Here is a 17019-nt window from a genome sequence, read left to right as displayed (position 1 = left end):
ATTAGAAAAGTGTTAGGATCGACAACAAGGTATCGGGTTCGTATAACTGCTTCCAGAGCAAGTCCCTCATGGCTTGGCCGTGCGTTTTTATTGCTTCGACGTTCCAGTCACCTTTCACATCCATCATCAGGCGCTGCTTAAGGCTGTCAGACTTGACGAGGTGATAATGTTCTTTTTTTGCCGTTGGTAGGTAATTGCGTAGTGCTGAGTTCTTGGCGGAACTGATCAGACAGAGGTTACCGAAGTGGTGCAGATACTCATCGTCCAGCGCTTCCGCGCCAAGCGGATGCTGGGGGTAATAATGCTCAACCGATGTGCGAAAGGTGAACTCGAAATCAGTGTACGTTTTCTTGTCTTGCTGCCAGAGCAGGAAGTCAAGGTAGTTGAAAACGAAATTCTCCACTGCCGTGCCCTGATGCAGGAGGGCCTCGTTCGGAATTGTCCGGCGGCTCAGGCCCTGGGGTTGAAAGAGCATCTCGTAGTATTCCTGTTTCGCATCCGTGAGGTATCGGTTGAATAGGAAGCTGTTAGCCAGTCGATGAAGGTAATCCTGGTACTCCTGGGCTGTTACGCGCTCCTGGTCAAACAGGTACTTGAGCGCCCCACTTAGCCAGTGCTTGTAAATTTGGGTGGGGCTCGACACGTGGAACATGGCCAGCAGCATCAAAATCTCCCGGTTCAGGCCCGCCGCATCATCGCCGAAGGCATCCGCGTAGTACGCCGAACCCGACGAACTCTTTTTCAGGGTTTTCAGGCTCCAGCCGTCACCCGCGTTGTCGTACTCGCGCTTCAACACGTACGTGTCGAACAAGTTGCGGCCCCTAAGCAGGTTATAGGCAAAATTCCGAGCAAATTTCTGCTGGTCCGCAGCTTGCTTCAGGTGCTCCTCAAAGGAGTCCAATAAATTCTTATCGTCCAGCCTGACTTCGCTCCACTCGGCGAAAAGCCTGTCGTGCTTCAACTCCTCGTCGGCCACTTGTATCCGCAGGATATGCAGCAGGAAATTGGGGAAGTTGACAACGGCAGTAAACCGCGAGGCGTCGTCGTTATCTGACTTAGCGGAGCCGGATTGGAGAGAGGGCGCACTCTCACTCAGGATGCTGTCTAGATCGTACTCGTCGAGGTGCGGCCCGGGCTCCTGACCGGAATAGAGTTTTTCAGCAACGGCCTCAAAATCTTCGGCCTGCAGGTGGCTCCAGTCATTGCCGAAAAGCACGTCCCGCACGCGAGGCTCAAACCCATACTGCACGTAACGCTCCATATGGGCGCAGGCTTCCCAGATCCGATTAAAGCAGTGGCTAGCGCGGTGGTCATTCTTCAGAACGTTGAGCAGTTGAGCCTTGAGCACCTCGTGCTTTTCGAGTTGCTCCCCCCGGCTGTTCATAATCTCGAAATAGTGATTCAAGTCGGTGTCAGGGGGCACCGTTACGAACAGGATGGAGACCTTATGAAGTAAGTACGTGTAGAAGTCACTCACCAAAAGCCCCCTTTCGGCCGTGAGATGGCGCAGGCCCCGGACAGCAACTTCGTAGGCCTGCCTGATTTCGGTGTTGTATGTTTTATCCGGGGAAAACCGCAGTGCGCCGTCCTGAAACAGCACGCGCAGGGTTTCCGTGGCCGAGGGCCGGCTGTCGTACTGTAGGTTGAGCTGGAACCAAGCGTTAAGCTGGTTCAGCTGATGCTCCGTTAAGTGGCGGCGAAATTCGCGCTTCAGCCCGCACAACAGGATATTGAGGGTGGTTAGTCGCTGCTGTCCGTCGATGGTTTCGCGCACGGTACCGTGCCCGCTTTCTCGCTCATAGGCAATGAGCGTTCCGATGCGATACCTGGTATCCGGTTTATTGACCGCGTAGTCCGCAACGTCCTGAATCAGCTGCAGTACTTCCTGCTCCGTCCAGGCGTAGTTGCGTTGATAGAGGGGAATAACGTAGTGGCCGGAGCCAAACAGCTCGCGGATAGAATACTCTTTGGGAATACTAGCGGACTTCATAGTGTAATTGCGTGAATATATCCTTCAGGCTTTCTACCCGGCTGGCTTTGGCTATAACGACGGGAGGCAGCGGGGCCGCCAGCACTTCGGCCGGGCCCAGGGCCTCGCGGATAAGCTGGAACAGCCGCACGTTGGTTTCCTCTTGGAGCAGTGTACCCCGCAGGGCGTAGTTGTCGATGGAAGCCGGCTGGACGGACTGGAGTCCCAGCCGGAGCCGGTAAGCCCAGGCAAACACCACCTCAATGGCGCGGCCCAGCTCGCAGTGACCGAACCGGTCGATGTAGTAGAGCAGCGCACACTCAAACAGGGTACGCACGTACTGGTCGCCAGTGCGGTGGCGGCCGTCGTATTGGTCGAGGGCCTTCAGAATCCGGCAGGCTTTGCTGTTTTCAGGTAGTTGCTTCCGCAGCTTCTGGAATTGGCACATGGCAGCTACCTGGACCTGGTAGTACGTCACCAGTTCGAAGAAGCGCTGGCCGTTTACCACTACCTGATCGAGCTGAAAGGGGTATGCCAGCTGCTGGCCATCAATCTGCCGGTCGGGGTGCTGCAGGTAGCCGGCCACGTACACGTCGGCCATGCGGTGCAGGCGCTCGTAGGGGTGGGCCTGCGGGCCGTGCAGGTTTACGCCCTTGAAAACGGCCACATCGGCTCTAGTAAAGTCACGGGCCGAACGGCCTTTAGCCCAGCTGCGGATGCGGAACAGGTAATCGTGGAAAAGCCGGGCCAACGCCTGCTGGTCGGCGTCCTGCCAAGGTTGCACGGCGGCCATGCGAACGGGCTGGGGCAGGTGCCCCATCTCGCGCAGGTGAAACGCCTTGAGCAAGTCGTGGGGCGCCAGCTCCTTGCCGCGGGCGTTCTGCGAATCGAAGAACTGAAAAGCTTCCGAGAGGTTGTCGATAACAACTAGCACCACCTCGCACTGGTCGAAAAAAAAGCGGGTGGTTGCCTCGTCAAAGGCGCCGATGCGGCGGCGAATTGCCTGGTAGTTGCGGTGCAGGTTTTCGCGCGACACGGGGCCAGTAAAGCGGAGTTGGCTGAGGTCGGGCCGGAAGGCCCGCGCATCTCCCTCACCGCGACGCTGCTCGTACAGCGCCTGGGCAATCAGCCCCAGCGTAACCGTCCGCTGCTGTCCGTCCACCAGGTTAAGGTTGCCGGCCTCATCCTGGTGCAGGACGACGGTACCCAGACGATAGGCCGATTTGCCTTTATGCTGCAGCACGTCGTCCAGCAGCTGCCCCACGTTTTTCAGGCTCCACTTGTAGGGGCGCTGATACATGGGAATCCGCAGGTTGGGTTTGGCGAGGAGCTGTTTAACCGAAATAATTTCGGCCACGGATTTACTCGCCCGAGCAGCCGCTACCGCCGGGCTTTCCAATACATCCACGTCCTTCATCTAGCACACCTTGATTTTGCCCGTTACGGCGGCATAGATGAGGGTAGACTTGTACTCGCGAAGTTTGTCGATTTGCCTTCCTAGACGGACTGTTGTCCGCTGCTGTTGAACATGTTGTTTATCTAAGAATTCGGCGATGGATTCCTGCTCTTCTTCAGGAACAACTAATAAAGGAACAGCAGCAAAATTTTCAAATCTCATAGCCTGCCCATCCCTTACAAGGTTGGACGTGCTACTTAAAGCTTTAATATAACCTTCACATTTAAACAGGTATTTAAAGTATTCAGGCACAATATGCTTGATTGGAATCAAGGGGATATAGGCTGAGCTTACGCAACCTGAGAGATTTGAATGTTCTAAGCCCCCTTGAAAGCTACGCATACTGATTACAAAATCGTTGGCCTCAATATGCTTCAGAATGTCCCTATCAAGTAGAACAACCGTGACCCGCCGCCCCTCTCTTTGCATGAACTCCTCTTGGCTGATCATCCCATACTTCTGTGAGGCGGTCAATTGCTTATCATCTTTCCTCGCCTTCTCCTTGCGCTCTTGAAACAGTGCTTTACTTCTAACTATCTCCCAATGTGCCGGCACCTCGCCAATCCATTCCACCCCACTGTCCTTCATCGGTACATCAGTATTGAGGCCACGCGTAACGGCCCGCTGGATGAGAATCTGTCGCCGCTCCTGCAGCCGCTCAATTAGACGCTCCTTCTGGTCAATGGCTTGATCTATCTGAGCGGTTTTGCGGTCAAGGAAGTTGGCAATGGCAGTTTGCTCTACTGAGGGTGGTACCAAAAATTTAAATCTTTTGAAATCTTCAAAGCTCAAATTCTGTCTCAGCCCTGAACCGAGAGAATAAATCATTTTTGTAATATCTAGAGCATAAAGAAAGTAGTGATAATATCTACCCGAATACTCTTTATGTACTTGTAAGTTGATATAAGCGCTTGTGATGATGCCTTTGTCTTTCGCCAAGCCTGTCCTCAAGCTTGTTTTGTCATTTTGCAAATCCGTCGGACGGATAATTATGTCGCCAGGATAAACTAATTGATATGTTTCAAATGATTCAGGAACTAACCCCACCAGCTTTTCCTCTGGCTTAATTACAACTTTCCCATAGCTCAAAGACAGTACGGTTTTTTCAACCATTCCTTTGTTCTTTTCACAACGCTCGTTTACGACCCTTGATCCGGGCAGAAGGAGCCAATGATCAGGAATCTCCCCAAGCCACTCTACTCCCGAGTCTTTGGACGACTCGTACTTCTGAATCTCAATTTCAGCAACAGCAGATTCCATTATGCAAGAGTTAGAATATCGTGGATAAGACCTTCACTTTCGCGCTCCAACTCAAGAACTTCCTGAGATACCAACTCGATTTCGCGCAATGGTTTGTGACGGTAGAAATATTTATTGAAGGATATTTCGTAGCCGATTTTGGTGGTTTCCAGGTTCAGCCAGGCTTCCTCGACGTGAGGCCGCACCTCGCGCACAAAGAAGGAATAAATCTCCTCCTTAAGCGGCACCGACTCGGTATCGCGCAGGTCCGACTCGCTTTCGTACTGCAGCCACTCGCCCTTGCGGCTGGTAGGGTAATAACCAAAGTCCGGCAGCTGGGCTTCGGTGCAGCCCAGGCGCTCGAGTAAGGCGTCCAGCTTGGGGCCGTTCAGCTTGGCCGTTCCCTTCACCACCTTCTCAGCTGCGGCATCGTACCAGCTCACCGCGTTGAGAATTGCGTTACGGTCGGCGGCCGTCAGTTTGGAGCCAAAGCTCATGAGGCCTTCGTGTACGGCGTCGGTAAACTTATTGAAGTCGCGCCAGGTATCCATGCCCACACGCTGCATCAGGCGGGTAGCCGTTTGCAGCAGTAGCCGCCCACGGTCCCAGGTGCCGGAGCTGCACAGAGCCTTGGCCTGCTTGGCGCTGAGGTTCAACTCCTGCTGCTCGCACCAGTGCAACAGCTCCTTTTCGTGCTGGGCCAGCTCGGTGTAAACGGCCTCGCCGTATTGTGCGTAGGCCCACTCCATCGGCTCGCGCAGACCTTTTTCGAAGCGTAGCGTAGCAATACGCTCCTCCGTGAATTGGGCCATCAGGCGCTTGGGCCGCTCCACGGTGACTTTGTAATAGCCAAAGTCGCGGTTGTCGAAGAGTTTGGAACCAATGCCCTGATCCTCCCCCGTTTCCGGGTTCACCTGCTTCTCCACCGCTTTCATCTCTAAGTGCACACGCACGATTTCGCGGATGTCCTCGGGCGAGAACTCGCAGTTCTTGTTGCCCAGGTTCTTGCGCAGCTTACGGTACAGCAGGCTGGCGTCGATTAGCTGTACCTTGCCGCGGCGGTGGGCCGGCTTGCAATTACTCAGCAGCCAGATATAGGTACTGATGCCCGTGTTGTAGAACAGGTTGTTAGGCAGCTGGATGATGGCTTCGAGCCAGTCATTTTCGATAAGGTAGCGGCGGATGTTGCTCTCGCCCCCGCCCGCATCGCCGGTGAAGAGAGACGAGCCGTTGTGAACCGAGGCGATGCGGGAACCAACGGGACTCTGGTCCAGCGGCTTCATCTTGCTCACCATTTCCATCAGAAATAGCAGTTGGCCGTCGCTGGAGCGCGGAGTGGCATCCACGGTTTCTTCCTCGCCCCAATAATTGCGGAGCTTGATGACGAAGCGCGGGTCGATGACGTCCTTGCCGTCCTTGATGTGCTTGAGTTCGGAGGCCCAGCTCTTCCCGTAGGGCGGGTTGGAGAGCATGAAGTTGAACTGCTTTCCGGCAAACTCGTCGGTGGCCAGCGTCGAGCCGACGCGGATGTTCTCGGGGTTGTTGCCCTTGATCATCATGTCGCTCTTGCAGATGGCGTATGTTTCGTCGTTGATTTCCTTGCCAAACAGGTACACGTCGGAAGAGGCGCGGATAATGCCTTCCTCGTCCTTGATGAAGTTCTGCGACTCCGTCAGCATCCCCCCCGAGCCGCAGGCCGGGTCGTAGATGGTGATAACCGAGGGCATCGTGTCCTTGATCGGCTCAAACACGAGGTGGGTCATTAGGTCGATGACTTCCCGTGGCGTGAAGTGCTCCCCAGCCTCTTCGTTGTTGTCCTCATTGAAGCGGCGAATTAGCTCCTCGAATACGTAGCCCATGCCCAGGTTGCTCAGCGCGGGCAGCTTACGGCCATCGGGGTCGTTGCTTTCAAAGGGCGTGAGGTTGATGTAAGGTGAGGTGAACTTCTCCAGCACATCCAGCAGCACGTCTTTGGCGGCCATGTGGCGCACCTGCGCTTTGAGCTTGAACTTGTCAATAATCTCCTTGACGTTACTGCTGAAGCCGTTCAGATACTCCTCGAAGTTGGCGACCAGGATCTGCTGATTGTTGGTAGCCGTGTTTTTTAAGCGCTGTAGCGTCCAGGGGCTGGTGTTGTAGAACACGTAACCGGCAGCTTGGCGCAGGCCGGCTTCGTCCCACTCAGTCAGGCCGGCGTCATCGCGTTGGAAAGCCAGCTCTTCCATGACGGCGTCCTTGGTCGGTTCCAGCAGCGCGTCGAGACGGCGCAGTACCACCATGGGTAGAATTACATCACGGTACTTGCCACGGACATAGACGTCGCGCAGGCAGTCGTCTGCTATGGACCAGATGAAAGAAACAAGTTTGTTATGGACGGCAGTGTTCATCTAAAGCAAAGAGGGGAAAAGAAACCAAAAGAAGCATAAGAATATAACCTTGCAAGGTAGGTCCGGCTATCCAAAAGACCGCAACTATCTAGAGTATGTGGATAGTAAGGGCTGTAGCTTTCTCTATGCGCCCTGAACGCGAACAGAAGGTGGCTGAGCCCCGCACGTTGGGTCGCCTTAGCACAAGTCGTAATACCTGTTTAACTGTTAGCGACGTGTCATACCGGCTACGAACAATGTGGGCATGGTGCGACTCACCTATGTAGGTAGGGCCCTGGAATATGGTAGCGTGGCCTTGCCACCGCTTGGCGCATGCCGACTTAAGCTTTTTACCAAGCAAGCCTAATGATAATGGGTATAAAGTGGTGGATTTTAAAAACGTGAAATGTAACGAGTACAGGATACGTACTCTATAAAATGAACAGCATTGCGGACTAGTTGGGCTGCATATATTTCATCATGAATAAGGCTCGTAAACCGTAAAGCGGCATCTTCCATTAGGGCGTTACGAAGGGACGCTGACTGCTGGAACGTAGCGTATGCCTGGGCAAAAAGGGCTTGGTGGCTAAAATTCACGTAGCATTGGGCATCCAATCACGCTTTATATGCTGGTTGATCTGCCGGTCTACAGGCTACAGGTTCCAAAGCTTATTCACAGGGTACACACTGAGCGGCAGAAAGTGGTCCAAATCATAGTATTGCTATGGATAGCCGAAGTAATCTAGTTATTTCAAGTTAGCGACCTCTTTCGCATAGCGGCCACCAGCTCTAGAACTTGGTTTAAGTATTACCTCAATAGAATCTCCCACCTGTAGTACGCGTGCGCTCATCACAGTCTTACCCATGAATGATTCCTCTGAATCCGCCGATTTGAATACTCCCCCACCGGTAGTAAATAGGTGCGAAATAGTACCGGATATATAGCCTCCGGTAGATGGTGAAATTATTTCCCAAGAGTTTTGCAGTTGGCTCAAGACCTGCGTGTCAGCCAGTATATTTTTCATCCAAACCAGCAAATCAAGCAACTGATAGGTAAGCGAGGCAAGTAAGTAGGGAGTCTTAACTTGTTCACGCAACTCCTGTAGTTTCTTTCTGGTTGTCTCCCTGTCTATTTGAGTTATTTGTTGGCTTTGCTGATAATGTGAACCATTATTTGTCAGGTCAATAAGAGCTCGTAGAGATTGGGCAAGTACAGCCGGTAGTATAGGCCGCAGCATTTTTATGCTGTCCCCCCCTTGAGGTGGGTCAACCTGCCTGCCAGAAAAGAAGATACTTGAAGAAGTAAGGTTCACCTGACCAGCCTTCAAGCATTGAGTTGGAAGGAGCTGATGGCGATGAGCCGCATAAAGAAAGGCTTCTACCAACTGTCGCAAGTTATTGAACTGGGCGTCATCGTCGTGGTTTGATTTTGACTTCTCGACATCAAGAAGCACTTTCACAAGTAAGCGGCCAGCTGCTTCGCCAAGTAATTGCTCAGTGCAAGCTGCAAAAGCTTGAGCATGTCGCTCACGAAGCTGGGCTTCGGGTTGCTCATCCACCGCTAGCTTGATGGCCGCGAAAAGCTTTGCTTTGTCTTCTGTAGATCCCTTTTTATATAATTTCCCCTCATACCGTTGTACAAAGGATTTATCGTCCTGCTTAGTTTTTTGACCAGTTAGCACGAAAAATGGGAACACCTTTTCGTGCTTTAGGGACATTATATGGTCTCGCGCTTGGTCAAGTGCAGTTTCACTTTCAGTCCCTTTTTTCTGCTCTTTTTTTTCAAAGGATATCACATCCAGCAGAATTGCATCGTAGCGCGACAAATCTTCACGCAAGTGCTCGAAACCTGCCTCGACAGATGTAAACCCTTTGAGTATAATCTCATTATCCAGCGCATCGCCTTGCAGGTCTACACCCCAGGTATCGCATTCGTCATCAATCCACAGTACTTTATAGGTCTTCGGTGGCATCAGGCGCGGTGTTTTCGGCTTCGGAAAGCGGTAAGTTAATAGCGTAAGTGACAGTAAAATCTTCACCGTCGAGAGTTCCATACGCCTCAACGCTTCCTCCAAAGTAGTTGAAGATATCGCGAACCTCATGGCCACCGATACCGGAACGCCCTGTATCACCAGCATATTCCCCTTTTTGGAAAAGCTGCTCAGGGTTGAAGTTTAGCGGGAAAGGAAAACCATTATTCCGAACGAAGATGTTAATGTTAGGGGCCACATTATCATCAAAGTATCCATAAGAAGCTTCGATTGCCACTCTGTTTTTATCAGCTTTTTCATTTTGAAAGCCGTGCCTGTTCGCATTTTCTAAGATATTTTCAAATGCTCGTTGTAGTAATGTTTCATTCGCCAAAACCCAGTGTGTCGCCTTTGTATCAGAAACAACCTCTGCAAGCATAAGCTCAAACGAACCTTCAAAAGTAGTCGTGAAATTGCGATAAGTAGCATTCGAGCTTTTCACAAACTCACGCAGAAAACTTATCAGCTCTACAAGCTTTCGTGGATATTCCTCGACTATCAATCGATCCTCATTTCGGTCGAGCGTATCGAAAATAAACTGCTGCGCCTGCTTGAGGGCTGTGAGCGTATGGGCCACGGTAACATTGGGGTCAGCTGGATTCATCAGACTGTCGAGGGTAAGTACGACATTGTTTTGGCTGTAGCGGGCTATGACACGTTCGAGCCGCGCCAAGCCGGATTCCATTCGCATAAGAGGGCCCCCAAGCGCATGCTTCATAGTGGCAAATTGCTGGACGTTCTCTGCCTTCTGCGCAATGTTGGCGCGTAAAGCATCTACCTCCTTCTGCTTCTGTTTGGCAAGCTGTTCGCGGATGCCATCCACAATAGCTCGCTGCTGGGAGAGCTCTTTAGGTAGTCGAATCCGCAACTTCAACAATGCTTGTCGAGGAAGTGAAGTAATGGTCGAACCAACCTGCATGTTTTTAAGCTGCTGAAGCACATGTTCAGAATTCAGCTCTGTTAATAAGTACTCAACATCTACACGACTTAAGTCAAGTTGCAGTGCTATAATGCTAGACGAAATCAACAGTTTAGCATTCGAGTCATGTTCAAACCAAGTGGGTTTTAGTGATCCAAATTGAGTGGCTACTAGTAACGCATCCTCCGAAAGTGGCGAAGCAGATTTTTCAATAGGTTCAACTTCTATATCCGTCCATTTGAGCTTATACCAATTGGTTTCGAAATTGCTGGTCTCACCTTGCAAATGACGAATACTCACATAGCGCCCTAGCTGGGACGGAAAGGCACGACTCTTCTTGATAGGGACTGCAATCTCACCAAAGTCTATATCATCGGGATGAGCTTCTAACTGGGTGAGATAACGACGAACATTAAAATTATACTCACCAACAGCTATCTCTTCATGAGTTGCATATCGAGTATGGGCACTGGTTTCAGGGCGACGGATTGCGTTGAGAATACCTTCTACCAGCAGTATTCGACGACGATCTCGGCCCACAACAGCATATTGCTCAGCGTCAACGAATAGCACTTCGCCAGGTCGTCCTTTATTCACCTTAAATGTGAGAAGCGAGAAAGGAATCGAGGTATAGGGCAATAGTAAGCCAGCAGGCAGCTGAATAATACTCTCGAGACTATCCTGTTCCAGAAGCTTTTTCCGAAACTGCATGGTGTTTCTGTCAGTTCGGAATAAGAAGTTCGGTGATACCGCTATTATTGCCCGCCCGTTTTCTTTTAAGCATTGTAGAGCTTGACCGATTGTGTATACATCGGTCTGTATATTTACCGCAGCGGCGTGCGGCCTACTAGAAGCGTTAGAAAATGCACGCCGGGGGAAAATGGGTTGGGGACAGCAAATCACATCCCAAGAGCTGATATGTGACCATTGACCTGAAACAGTGTCTTCTAACACAGATTCAGGAGAGCGACCATGTGCAATCAAGCGTAGCTTAGCCAATTCGCGTATGTGAACGGTTTCCTCCATTCCCATATATTCTACTGAAGGGTCAATCCAGGAGATTAATGGAGCAGTGCCAGCATTTGGATTAAAAACACGCTCACCTTGCTTAATTTCAGCGATTCCGGCAACGAGTTCTAATACTTCAGCAGGTAAGGACCATTGGCCCGAATTTCGGCCCCAAGTCTGCAGACAAAATTCCAGCGCATAATCGAAAAGGCTCTCAAACTCTTCTTGAGACAAAGAATGAAGGTTGATAGAGCGTATGCCTTCAAGCAACTGATGCTTTGTATCTGCGTGAAATCTAGTAAACACTTGAACATATGAGCGTACCACTATAAGGTGGCTCCCATATGCGGCTCGGTTAAACAATTCAATTTGGCGCGTGGCATCATCTGGAAATGAAGTCCATTCTTTCAACAAACTCTGAAAGCTAGGCTCACGGCTAATTATTAGAAGCGCGAGTACTACGGTGTATTCCTCTACGCTGGCTTGGCCACGAACACAATTGAATAAATAAAAAACGGCTTTCCGGGTTTCTGGAGAGGGATACACAGGTTTCTTCATATATGAAATTTAACGCTTTGTGTACAGTGAAGCAGGTATTTAAGAAAGGCTGCCAAACATTAACTTCAACTTCTGGCCGCTAAGTTGTCACAAAGCAAATACCTTGGTGTGCAGTCAAACTGCACAGCGATATTTTTTTTATGCCTCCAAGTAAAAACGCCCTCCTACGCTATGCTACAATAGACGAATGCTTACAGCGGAAGGCACGGCACTGGACTTTTGAAAACCTACGGGAAGCTGTTTCAGACCGTGTCAACATGCAGCTAGGCACTAGCGAAGGGGTTAGCGTGCGAACCCTACGTGAAGACTTAAAAAACATGAGACCAGGCGGTGCTACTGGATACGATGCTCCGCTTGAGTTTACACCTGAGCAAGGGTATCATTATTCTGAAACCAGCTATTCAATTTTTAATAATCCACTTACCATTGAGGACTTAATAATACTGCAAGAGGTACTGCGAACCCTGAAGCAATTACAGGGCTTAGGAATGGCAGAAGAGATGGAATCCTTAGTGCAAAGGCTGGAACTGCGCTTGAGTTATCTGAATGAACATGATAACAGATCTATCTTACAGTTTGAACAACCTGCTAACTACTCAGGACAAAGGTGGCTGAACCAGTTATATTCTGCCGTCAAACAAGAGCAGACTTTGTCGCTTACATATCGGCCTTTCAATGCTATAGCAGAAAGTCAGGAAGTTGTGCACCCATATTTGCTCAAGCAGTATAGTGGACGCTGGTTTTTAGTGGCACAACGACATGGTCGAACTAGTGAAGCTTCCGTTTTTGCGCTTGATCGGATACAAAGTGTGGAAACAGCGATGGAGAGTTATCAACCAAGCAGGTCCGATCCTGCTTCTTACTTTAATCATCTCATCGGCGTTTCTATACTGCCGCAAGCTGAGTTGCTGGACATCCGATTACGCTTCTCGCAGACACGGTTGCCCTACGTACTAACGAAGCCGCTGCATCTTACTCAGCAGGTAGAAGAATCGAAAGCAGGTGCAATAGTGTGGCTGCAGCTTGTGCCCACGCGAGAGTTAGTGACACTGCTGCTAAGCTTCGGTGCGGATGTAGAAGTGCTTGAACCTGCATCGCTACGCGAACAGATTCGGGAGGAACTGAAGCGAGCCCTGATGATGAATTATCCCGAAACTCCGGCTAGAAGTATTTGCTGAGTTGTCCGTGGTGTGGCTGAGACCTTGCTGTTGACTTATTCCAACCGCAGCTGCTGTCGGCGAAGCAATTTACGCTTGAGGGACTGTAACCTTTCTGGAACCTGGGTAGCCCCTGCTGGCAACGCCAGACTGCCCCGCTGGGCTTCGGGGCTGAAGTATGGGCGTTGAAACCACTCCTCATAGAAGGACTGCACATCAGATATGCTGACGCTTCGCAACTCCTGTTCCAGAGTTAGAGAATAATCCTCCCCACGCAGCACCCGTTCGCGGCCCAAGCTCCCGTTAACAAGGAAATCGGGCTCTTCAATGACAGGCAGCCGGCTTTGCTTTTCAGGCTTGCCAGAAATTAGCAGGGCGGATTGTTGCTCCTCTACGAGCAGTGGCAATGATTCCGCCAAGGCGTACATTTGCTGAGTACCTACCGGATCGACTACCCACTTAGCTCGCTGGGGACGCGGCGTAGGGGGAAGCAGGTAGGCTGATTCAGGGAGTAACTCCAGCAGTTCCAAATTCACCCAAAATTTAAAACGGCGGAGTTCAGCGCGGCCGAACTCCTTCTCGCGGGTGTTAATAAAGGCTGGTAGGCCCCCCAGGCGAATAGCGTAAGGGCGAGGGGTGAATGTAATGCCATAGGACGCAGCGTTGTCACCATGAACGTATCCGGTGCTTTGTACTCTTACGCGAATCAGTCGGGTATGGCCAGTACGACGGTCCGCTACTTCTACTAAGGATGGATGACTACTGTTGGTACCAGCTACTTTAAACCGGGCTAATTCGTTCGAGTCATCGCCCAGCAGCAAGACAGTTTTGCCAGGCAGGCTTAGTATATCGTCCGTGATGAGGTCAAGTACCTGATGCAGATCGTCGACTGGCGTAAAATCATCGGGTAAGCCCTGCAACGCCTCATAATCGGCTATACGGGCTGGATCAAACGGGTGGCACTTTGAACGGATATGGTCCAGATAGGTGCGTACCTGCTCGTAGAGGTCAGTACCGGGTGCGCTGGGAACCACGATGGAGGCCTCCAGATTCAAGCCGGTAAGGGCCGCACCGGTGAAGTTGTGGCTACCAATCCATATTTCCGCTTCACCGTTAGGAAAATCAAATAATAGCAGCTTTGTGTGTAGGAGTCGATTGGTACTGTGGTACTTGCCGTTCGTTTTTAGACGGCGGCAGTGCAAGTGAAACTGATGAGCACCGAGTGCAAAGAAGTGACCGAGCTGATCAATCTTAGTTGGCCGCTGCAGATCGACACAGCAGTAGGAAGAGCCACTGTTAAGTAGCTTTACGAAATTCTGATCAAGAAAAGATGGTGGGATAGTCCAGTAGGCAATGCTGCCACGTAGGGCTTTCGCTTGGGCAATACTTGCATTGAGCCGGGCGCGAACACTTGGCGAGGTAATGTCGCCGGGAATAAAAATCATAGGATAAAGAAGAGAAAATATGCTGCTATATAGCTAGTTAACTTTCATTGAACTCTTTTGGGAAAAGCCCCCTACAACTCGGACGTAGAATCAGGTGCTGGTGCTTCGGTATGCAATTCCTCTGAAGATATTGTTAGCTGGCCAGAGATGGAATCAAGTAGCCCTCTCCTATTTTTAGTTTTAGTTGACTCCTTAACCTTAACTGGCTTCTCAGCTTTAGGAACGGCTGAAGTATTTCCTTTCTTCTGGTATGAGCGCTTTGGTTTGACTGCAGATGCTTCTGGAAGAGGCACAATAATAGGTTCCGATTGCAACTCCTCTACTCCAACTGACTCGGATTCTTGGACAGGATTCTCTATCTGCTGCAATGCTTGCTCTCTCTTCCTCTCATCCTGTTCGGCCGTCAAGTCCCACTCGAATACAGGTGCCTGTTCATCAGGCACTACCATTTTAATTGGCTCTGGAATGATGTGAGCCATTGATGGCCCAACAAATGATTCAGGCTTGCGGCTGGACTTTGTTTTAGAGTCAGCAAGCCTCGTATATTTTTGCCCTCGCTCCTGAAACAAGGAGATTTGCCTTACTTCATAGTAAGCCCCTGAAATCTTATTGAATGTTAAAAAACCACCAAGTAATTGCAGTGCAACCCTCGTTTCTGATGGATAGTGGTCGGCCGTCAGACGAATTAAATCGAGTAGTTTACCGCTGAACTGATAGTCTTCTGCTTCAAATTCACCCCGGAATTTAAGGTAGATGAATGCGCTCAGGTACATTCTGAGACTAGTGCGAGGGTCTGTTAGTTCATTTCGCAGCTTCTCGGCCCATTCAGCGTTGAGAAGCAATTGGGTTACTCTCTCGCGAGCAGAAGCTACTCTGTTAGCTTCTAGTGCTTTGTAAAATCTTGTAGCTTCGTAGCTGTTATCATGTCCTCGACGACCATCGCGGGCGCTTAGGCTGCGATGAAAAACTACACAGAGGTCATATAGGTACCCATAATCGTTTTTGGGGAAAGGCTCATACCGGCCATAGACGATTAAATGCACCCAGAACGAATCGTTGGTTTGAATTTCGCGTCGCTCGAGCCGTACTGCAACAGCCTTTTCCACATCTTGCAATAGTCCTTCGTCAAGATGTTCACTAGGGTATCCAGCTATTTCCAAAAGTGCCTCACTGCCTAATCGGGTTTCCGATGCCAATAGCCGGTGGTCGGCCTGCTCTGCTACGGCTTCAAAAACCGCTGGCTGCCTCTTGATACGCGGGTCTAAACGAGAACCTAGTAATTGTCCAGCTTGTGCAGTGAGTGGATACAGACGCCGAACGTGCGCAATGTTCAACCGAGTTTTCCCACTAGTAGAATGCTGCTTACTTAATTCCGCAGCCAGGGTATCAAAAGCTGCTTGGGCCACTAAGCTGAGGTGAGGATAGTGTGCGCCTATAGTAGATACACTGGCAGCTTGTAGAGCAGCGTAGCTCTGCTCTGGTAATTCAATATCCAACAGAATTACCTCGTCAGCTGTGCTGAAGGCTGGTATTTTAACGAGTAAGCTTGCCTCAGATACATCAGGGTGTCCTGCAGTCGTATCCTTGTCATAAGGGACCCACTCATCCGGACTAACCTCGATGAAACCAAATTGATACAGCAGGTTGAACCGAAGCCTGTAAATAGGCAGTAAGGCACGTTGAGCAGCCATAAATTAGAAGTCGTAAGTAGCAGCCTGTGTTTGAGTCGAGGCTGTTGTAGCATCTGTGATTTCAAACATAGTGCAGTCGCCGGCCAGAGTGTCTACCATGCTGCTGCGAGTACCACAATAAGTTAGAACCAAATTTTTGCGGCTGCGAGTCATGGCCACCATGAACAGGGTCTTGTCTTTGCCACCACCGTTCAAGTGCAGCCCTGCTGATACCCATGGCAAAAACACGTTTTCGTAATCCAATCCTTTGGAGCTGTGATAGGTCATGAAAGCCACCCGATGGTTTTTATAAGCTCCATCAAGTGTACCAACCCCATTACCGATGTATTCGAGCTTGATGTCTTGTGCTTCCAAATGCCGGTTCATGGCCGCAAAATCTACGTTTTTGCCCCACCGGTCAGGAACAACAGTCCAAATGGGTTTGCCATTGAGCGTTAATATGGCGTTACAAAACGCTGCGATGTTTTCCCTGAAAGGCAGCAAAATAACAGTCGACTCGCTCGCTTGAGCCCGCTTACTGGATTCACGCCACACATACTTGATTTCCCGGGCAACATCATTGGTGTAGCCTAGGCGTACTTGTACATCGAGCTTAGTAGCATCCCGACGTGCTCCGAGAATGGTGCCGCCAATTAGGCTGCTAACCATCTTAATAATGGACCGTGTTAACCGGTAAATAGTCGGCAGCTCGTGAGATTCCCCGCCCAGCAAAGCGCCAATTTCCTCTGGCCTTACTACGGGCTCACGAGTCTGTGGGTCATGGGTAAAAATTGACTGCTGCGAATCGCCCGCTACAATCACTCGCTTCGCCCTATTCCGTAGCAGTGTTATCATGCTGGAGGGCAAATCCTGTACTTCGTCGCAAAATAGCAAGTCAAATTGCTGACTGGACTTTTGCAATTCATAGTATGTCATCACGGGCACCTGAATGCCAAACTCCTTCTCTACTCCCAGCTCATTAAGGCCCGTTCGTATTAAATCTACCAAGGCCCGCGTGAATAACACGACACCCACTTTCAGATTCTTGTTTTCAACAAGCTTATCACGAAGCCCGTGTACCAGTAGTACTGACTTGCCACTGCCAGCGTGCCCCTTTATCCAGACATTGCCGCTACCACCCCTAATGTGGCGCGTAATCAACTCTTCCTGGTCGCTGTCCAGCTTCGTGCGTTGAACCATCC

Annotated in this window: 10 protein-coding genes; 1 reads left to right on the top strand and 9 read right to left on the bottom strand. The window is 50.5% G+C overall.

From position 1 onward, the window contains the following. Nucleotide 1: 1 nt before the first annotated feature. The 6 genes from ACYVGU_RS19690 to ACYVGU_RS19665 all read right to left on the bottom strand — a co-directional run bounded on the left by ACYVGU_RS19690 (nt 2) and on the right by ACYVGU_RS19665 (nt 11545). On the bottom strand, nt 2-1990 hold the full coding sequence (locus ACYVGU_RS19690; protein ID WP_460623486.1) for a DUF262 domain-containing protein: 1989 nt from the start codon (nt 1988-1990) through the stop codon (nt 2-4). Beyond that, nucleotides 1977-3386, bottom strand: a complete 1410-nt coding sequence (locus ACYVGU_RS19685) for a DUF262 domain-containing protein (RefSeq protein WP_460623484.1) — start codon at nt 3384-3386, stop codon at nt 1977-1979. Before ACYVGU_RS19685 ends, ACYVGU_RS19690 begins: the two co-directional genes overlap by 14 nt. Next, nucleotides 3387-4685, bottom strand: coding sequence for a restriction endonuclease subunit S (locus tag ACYVGU_RS19680; RefSeq protein ID WP_460623483.1), 1299 nt, complete (start codon nt 4683-4685; stop codon nt 3387-3389). Continuing rightward, entirely contained in the window at nt 4685-7051 is a 2367-nt protein-coding gene (locus tag ACYVGU_RS19675; protein WP_460623482.1) for a type I restriction-modification system subunit M, read from the bottom strand. Before ACYVGU_RS19675 ends, ACYVGU_RS19680 begins: the two co-directional genes overlap by 1 nt. A gap of 725 nt (nt 7052-7776) precedes the next feature. Then, nucleotides 7777-9084 carry a hypothetical protein gene (locus ACYVGU_RS19670; RefSeq protein ID WP_460623481.1) on the bottom strand — a complete coding sequence of 436 codons (1308 nt, stop codon included), beginning with the start codon at nt 9082-9084 and terminating at the stop codon, nt 7777-7779. Then, nucleotides 8984-11545: an N-6 DNA methylase gene (locus ACYVGU_RS19665; RefSeq protein WP_460623480.1), complete on the bottom strand. Its 2562-nt coding sequence runs from the start codon at nt 11543-11545 to the stop codon at nt 8984-8986. The genes ACYVGU_RS19670 and ACYVGU_RS19665 overlap by 101 nt, the downstream gene beginning before the upstream one ends. Nucleotides 11546-11685: 140 nt before the next feature. Between ACYVGU_RS19665 and ACYVGU_RS19660 the strand changes: the two genes are divergently transcribed. Next, nucleotides 11686-12723: a helix-turn-helix transcriptional regulator gene (locus tag ACYVGU_RS19660; protein WP_460623479.1), complete on the top strand. Its 1038-nt coding sequence runs from the start codon at nt 11686-11688 to the stop codon at nt 12721-12723. A gap of 35 nt (nt 12724-12758) precedes the next feature. Here the strand turns inward: ACYVGU_RS19660 and ACYVGU_RS19655 are convergent, their stop codons facing one another. The 3 genes from ACYVGU_RS19655 to ACYVGU_RS19645 all read right to left on the bottom strand — a co-directional run bounded on the left by ACYVGU_RS19655 (nt 12759) and on the right by ACYVGU_RS19645 (nt 17017). After that, nucleotides 12759-14147, bottom strand: coding sequence for a phospholipase D-like domain-containing protein (locus ACYVGU_RS19655; RefSeq protein WP_460623477.1), 1389 nt, complete (start codon nt 14145-14147; stop codon nt 12759-12761). A 71-nt stretch (nt 14148-14218) separates the two neighbouring features. Further along, nucleotides 14219-15838, bottom strand: coding sequence for a hypothetical protein (locus tag ACYVGU_RS19650; RefSeq protein ID WP_460623476.1), 1620 nt, complete (start codon nt 15836-15838; stop codon nt 14219-14221). Between the two features lie 3 nt (nt 15839-15841). Further along, nucleotides 15842-17017 (bottom strand): DEAD/DEAH box helicase, encoded by a 1176-nt coding sequence (locus ACYVGU_RS19645; RefSeq protein ID WP_460623475.1) that lies wholly within the window; start codon nt 17015-17017, stop codon nt 15842-15844. Nucleotides 17018-17019 lie beyond the last annotated feature (2 nt).

Source organism: Hymenobacter tenuis (genome assembly GCF_054780495.1).
Note: the sequence above shows the minus strand (reverse complement) of the source record. Positions and strands in the feature narration are given on the sequence as shown.

Coding starts and splice junctions, on each gene's coding strand:
- ACYVGU_RS19690 (WP_460623486.1), bottom strand. CDS start 1,990: ATGAAGTCCGCTAGTATTCCCAAAGAGTATTCTATCCGCGAGCTGTTT.
- ACYVGU_RS19685 (WP_460623484.1), bottom strand. CDS start 3,386: ATGAAGGACGTGGATGTATTGGAAAGCCCGGCGGTAGCGGCTGCTCGG.
- ACYVGU_RS19680 (WP_460623483.1), bottom strand. CDS start 4,685: ATGGAATCTGCTGTTGCTGAAATTGAGATTCAGAAGTACGAGTCGTCC.
- ACYVGU_RS19675 (WP_460623482.1), bottom strand. CDS start 7,051: ATGAACACTGCCGTCCATAACAAACTTGTTTCTTTCATCTGGTCCATA.
- ACYVGU_RS19670 (WP_460623481.1), bottom strand. CDS start 9,084: ATGGAACTCTCGACGGTGAAGATTTTACTGTCACTTACGCTATTAACT.
- ACYVGU_RS19665 (WP_460623480.1), bottom strand. CDS start 11,545: ATGAAGAAACCTGTGTATCCCTCTCCAGAAACCCGGAAAGCCGTTTTT.
- ACYVGU_RS19660 (WP_460623479.1), top strand. CDS start 11,686: ATGCCTCCAAGTAAAAACGCCCTCCTACGCTATGCTACAATAGACGAA.
- ACYVGU_RS19655 (WP_460623477.1), bottom strand. CDS start 14,147: ATGATTTTTATTCCCGGCGACATTACCTCGCCAAGTGTTCGCGCCCGG.
- ACYVGU_RS19650 (WP_460623476.1), bottom strand. CDS start 15,838: ATGGCTGCTCAACGTGCCTTACTGCCTATTTACAGGCTTCGGTTCAAC.
- ACYVGU_RS19645 (WP_460623475.1), bottom strand. CDS start 17,017: ATGGTTCAACGCACGAAGCTGGACAGCGACCAGGAAGAGTTGATTACG.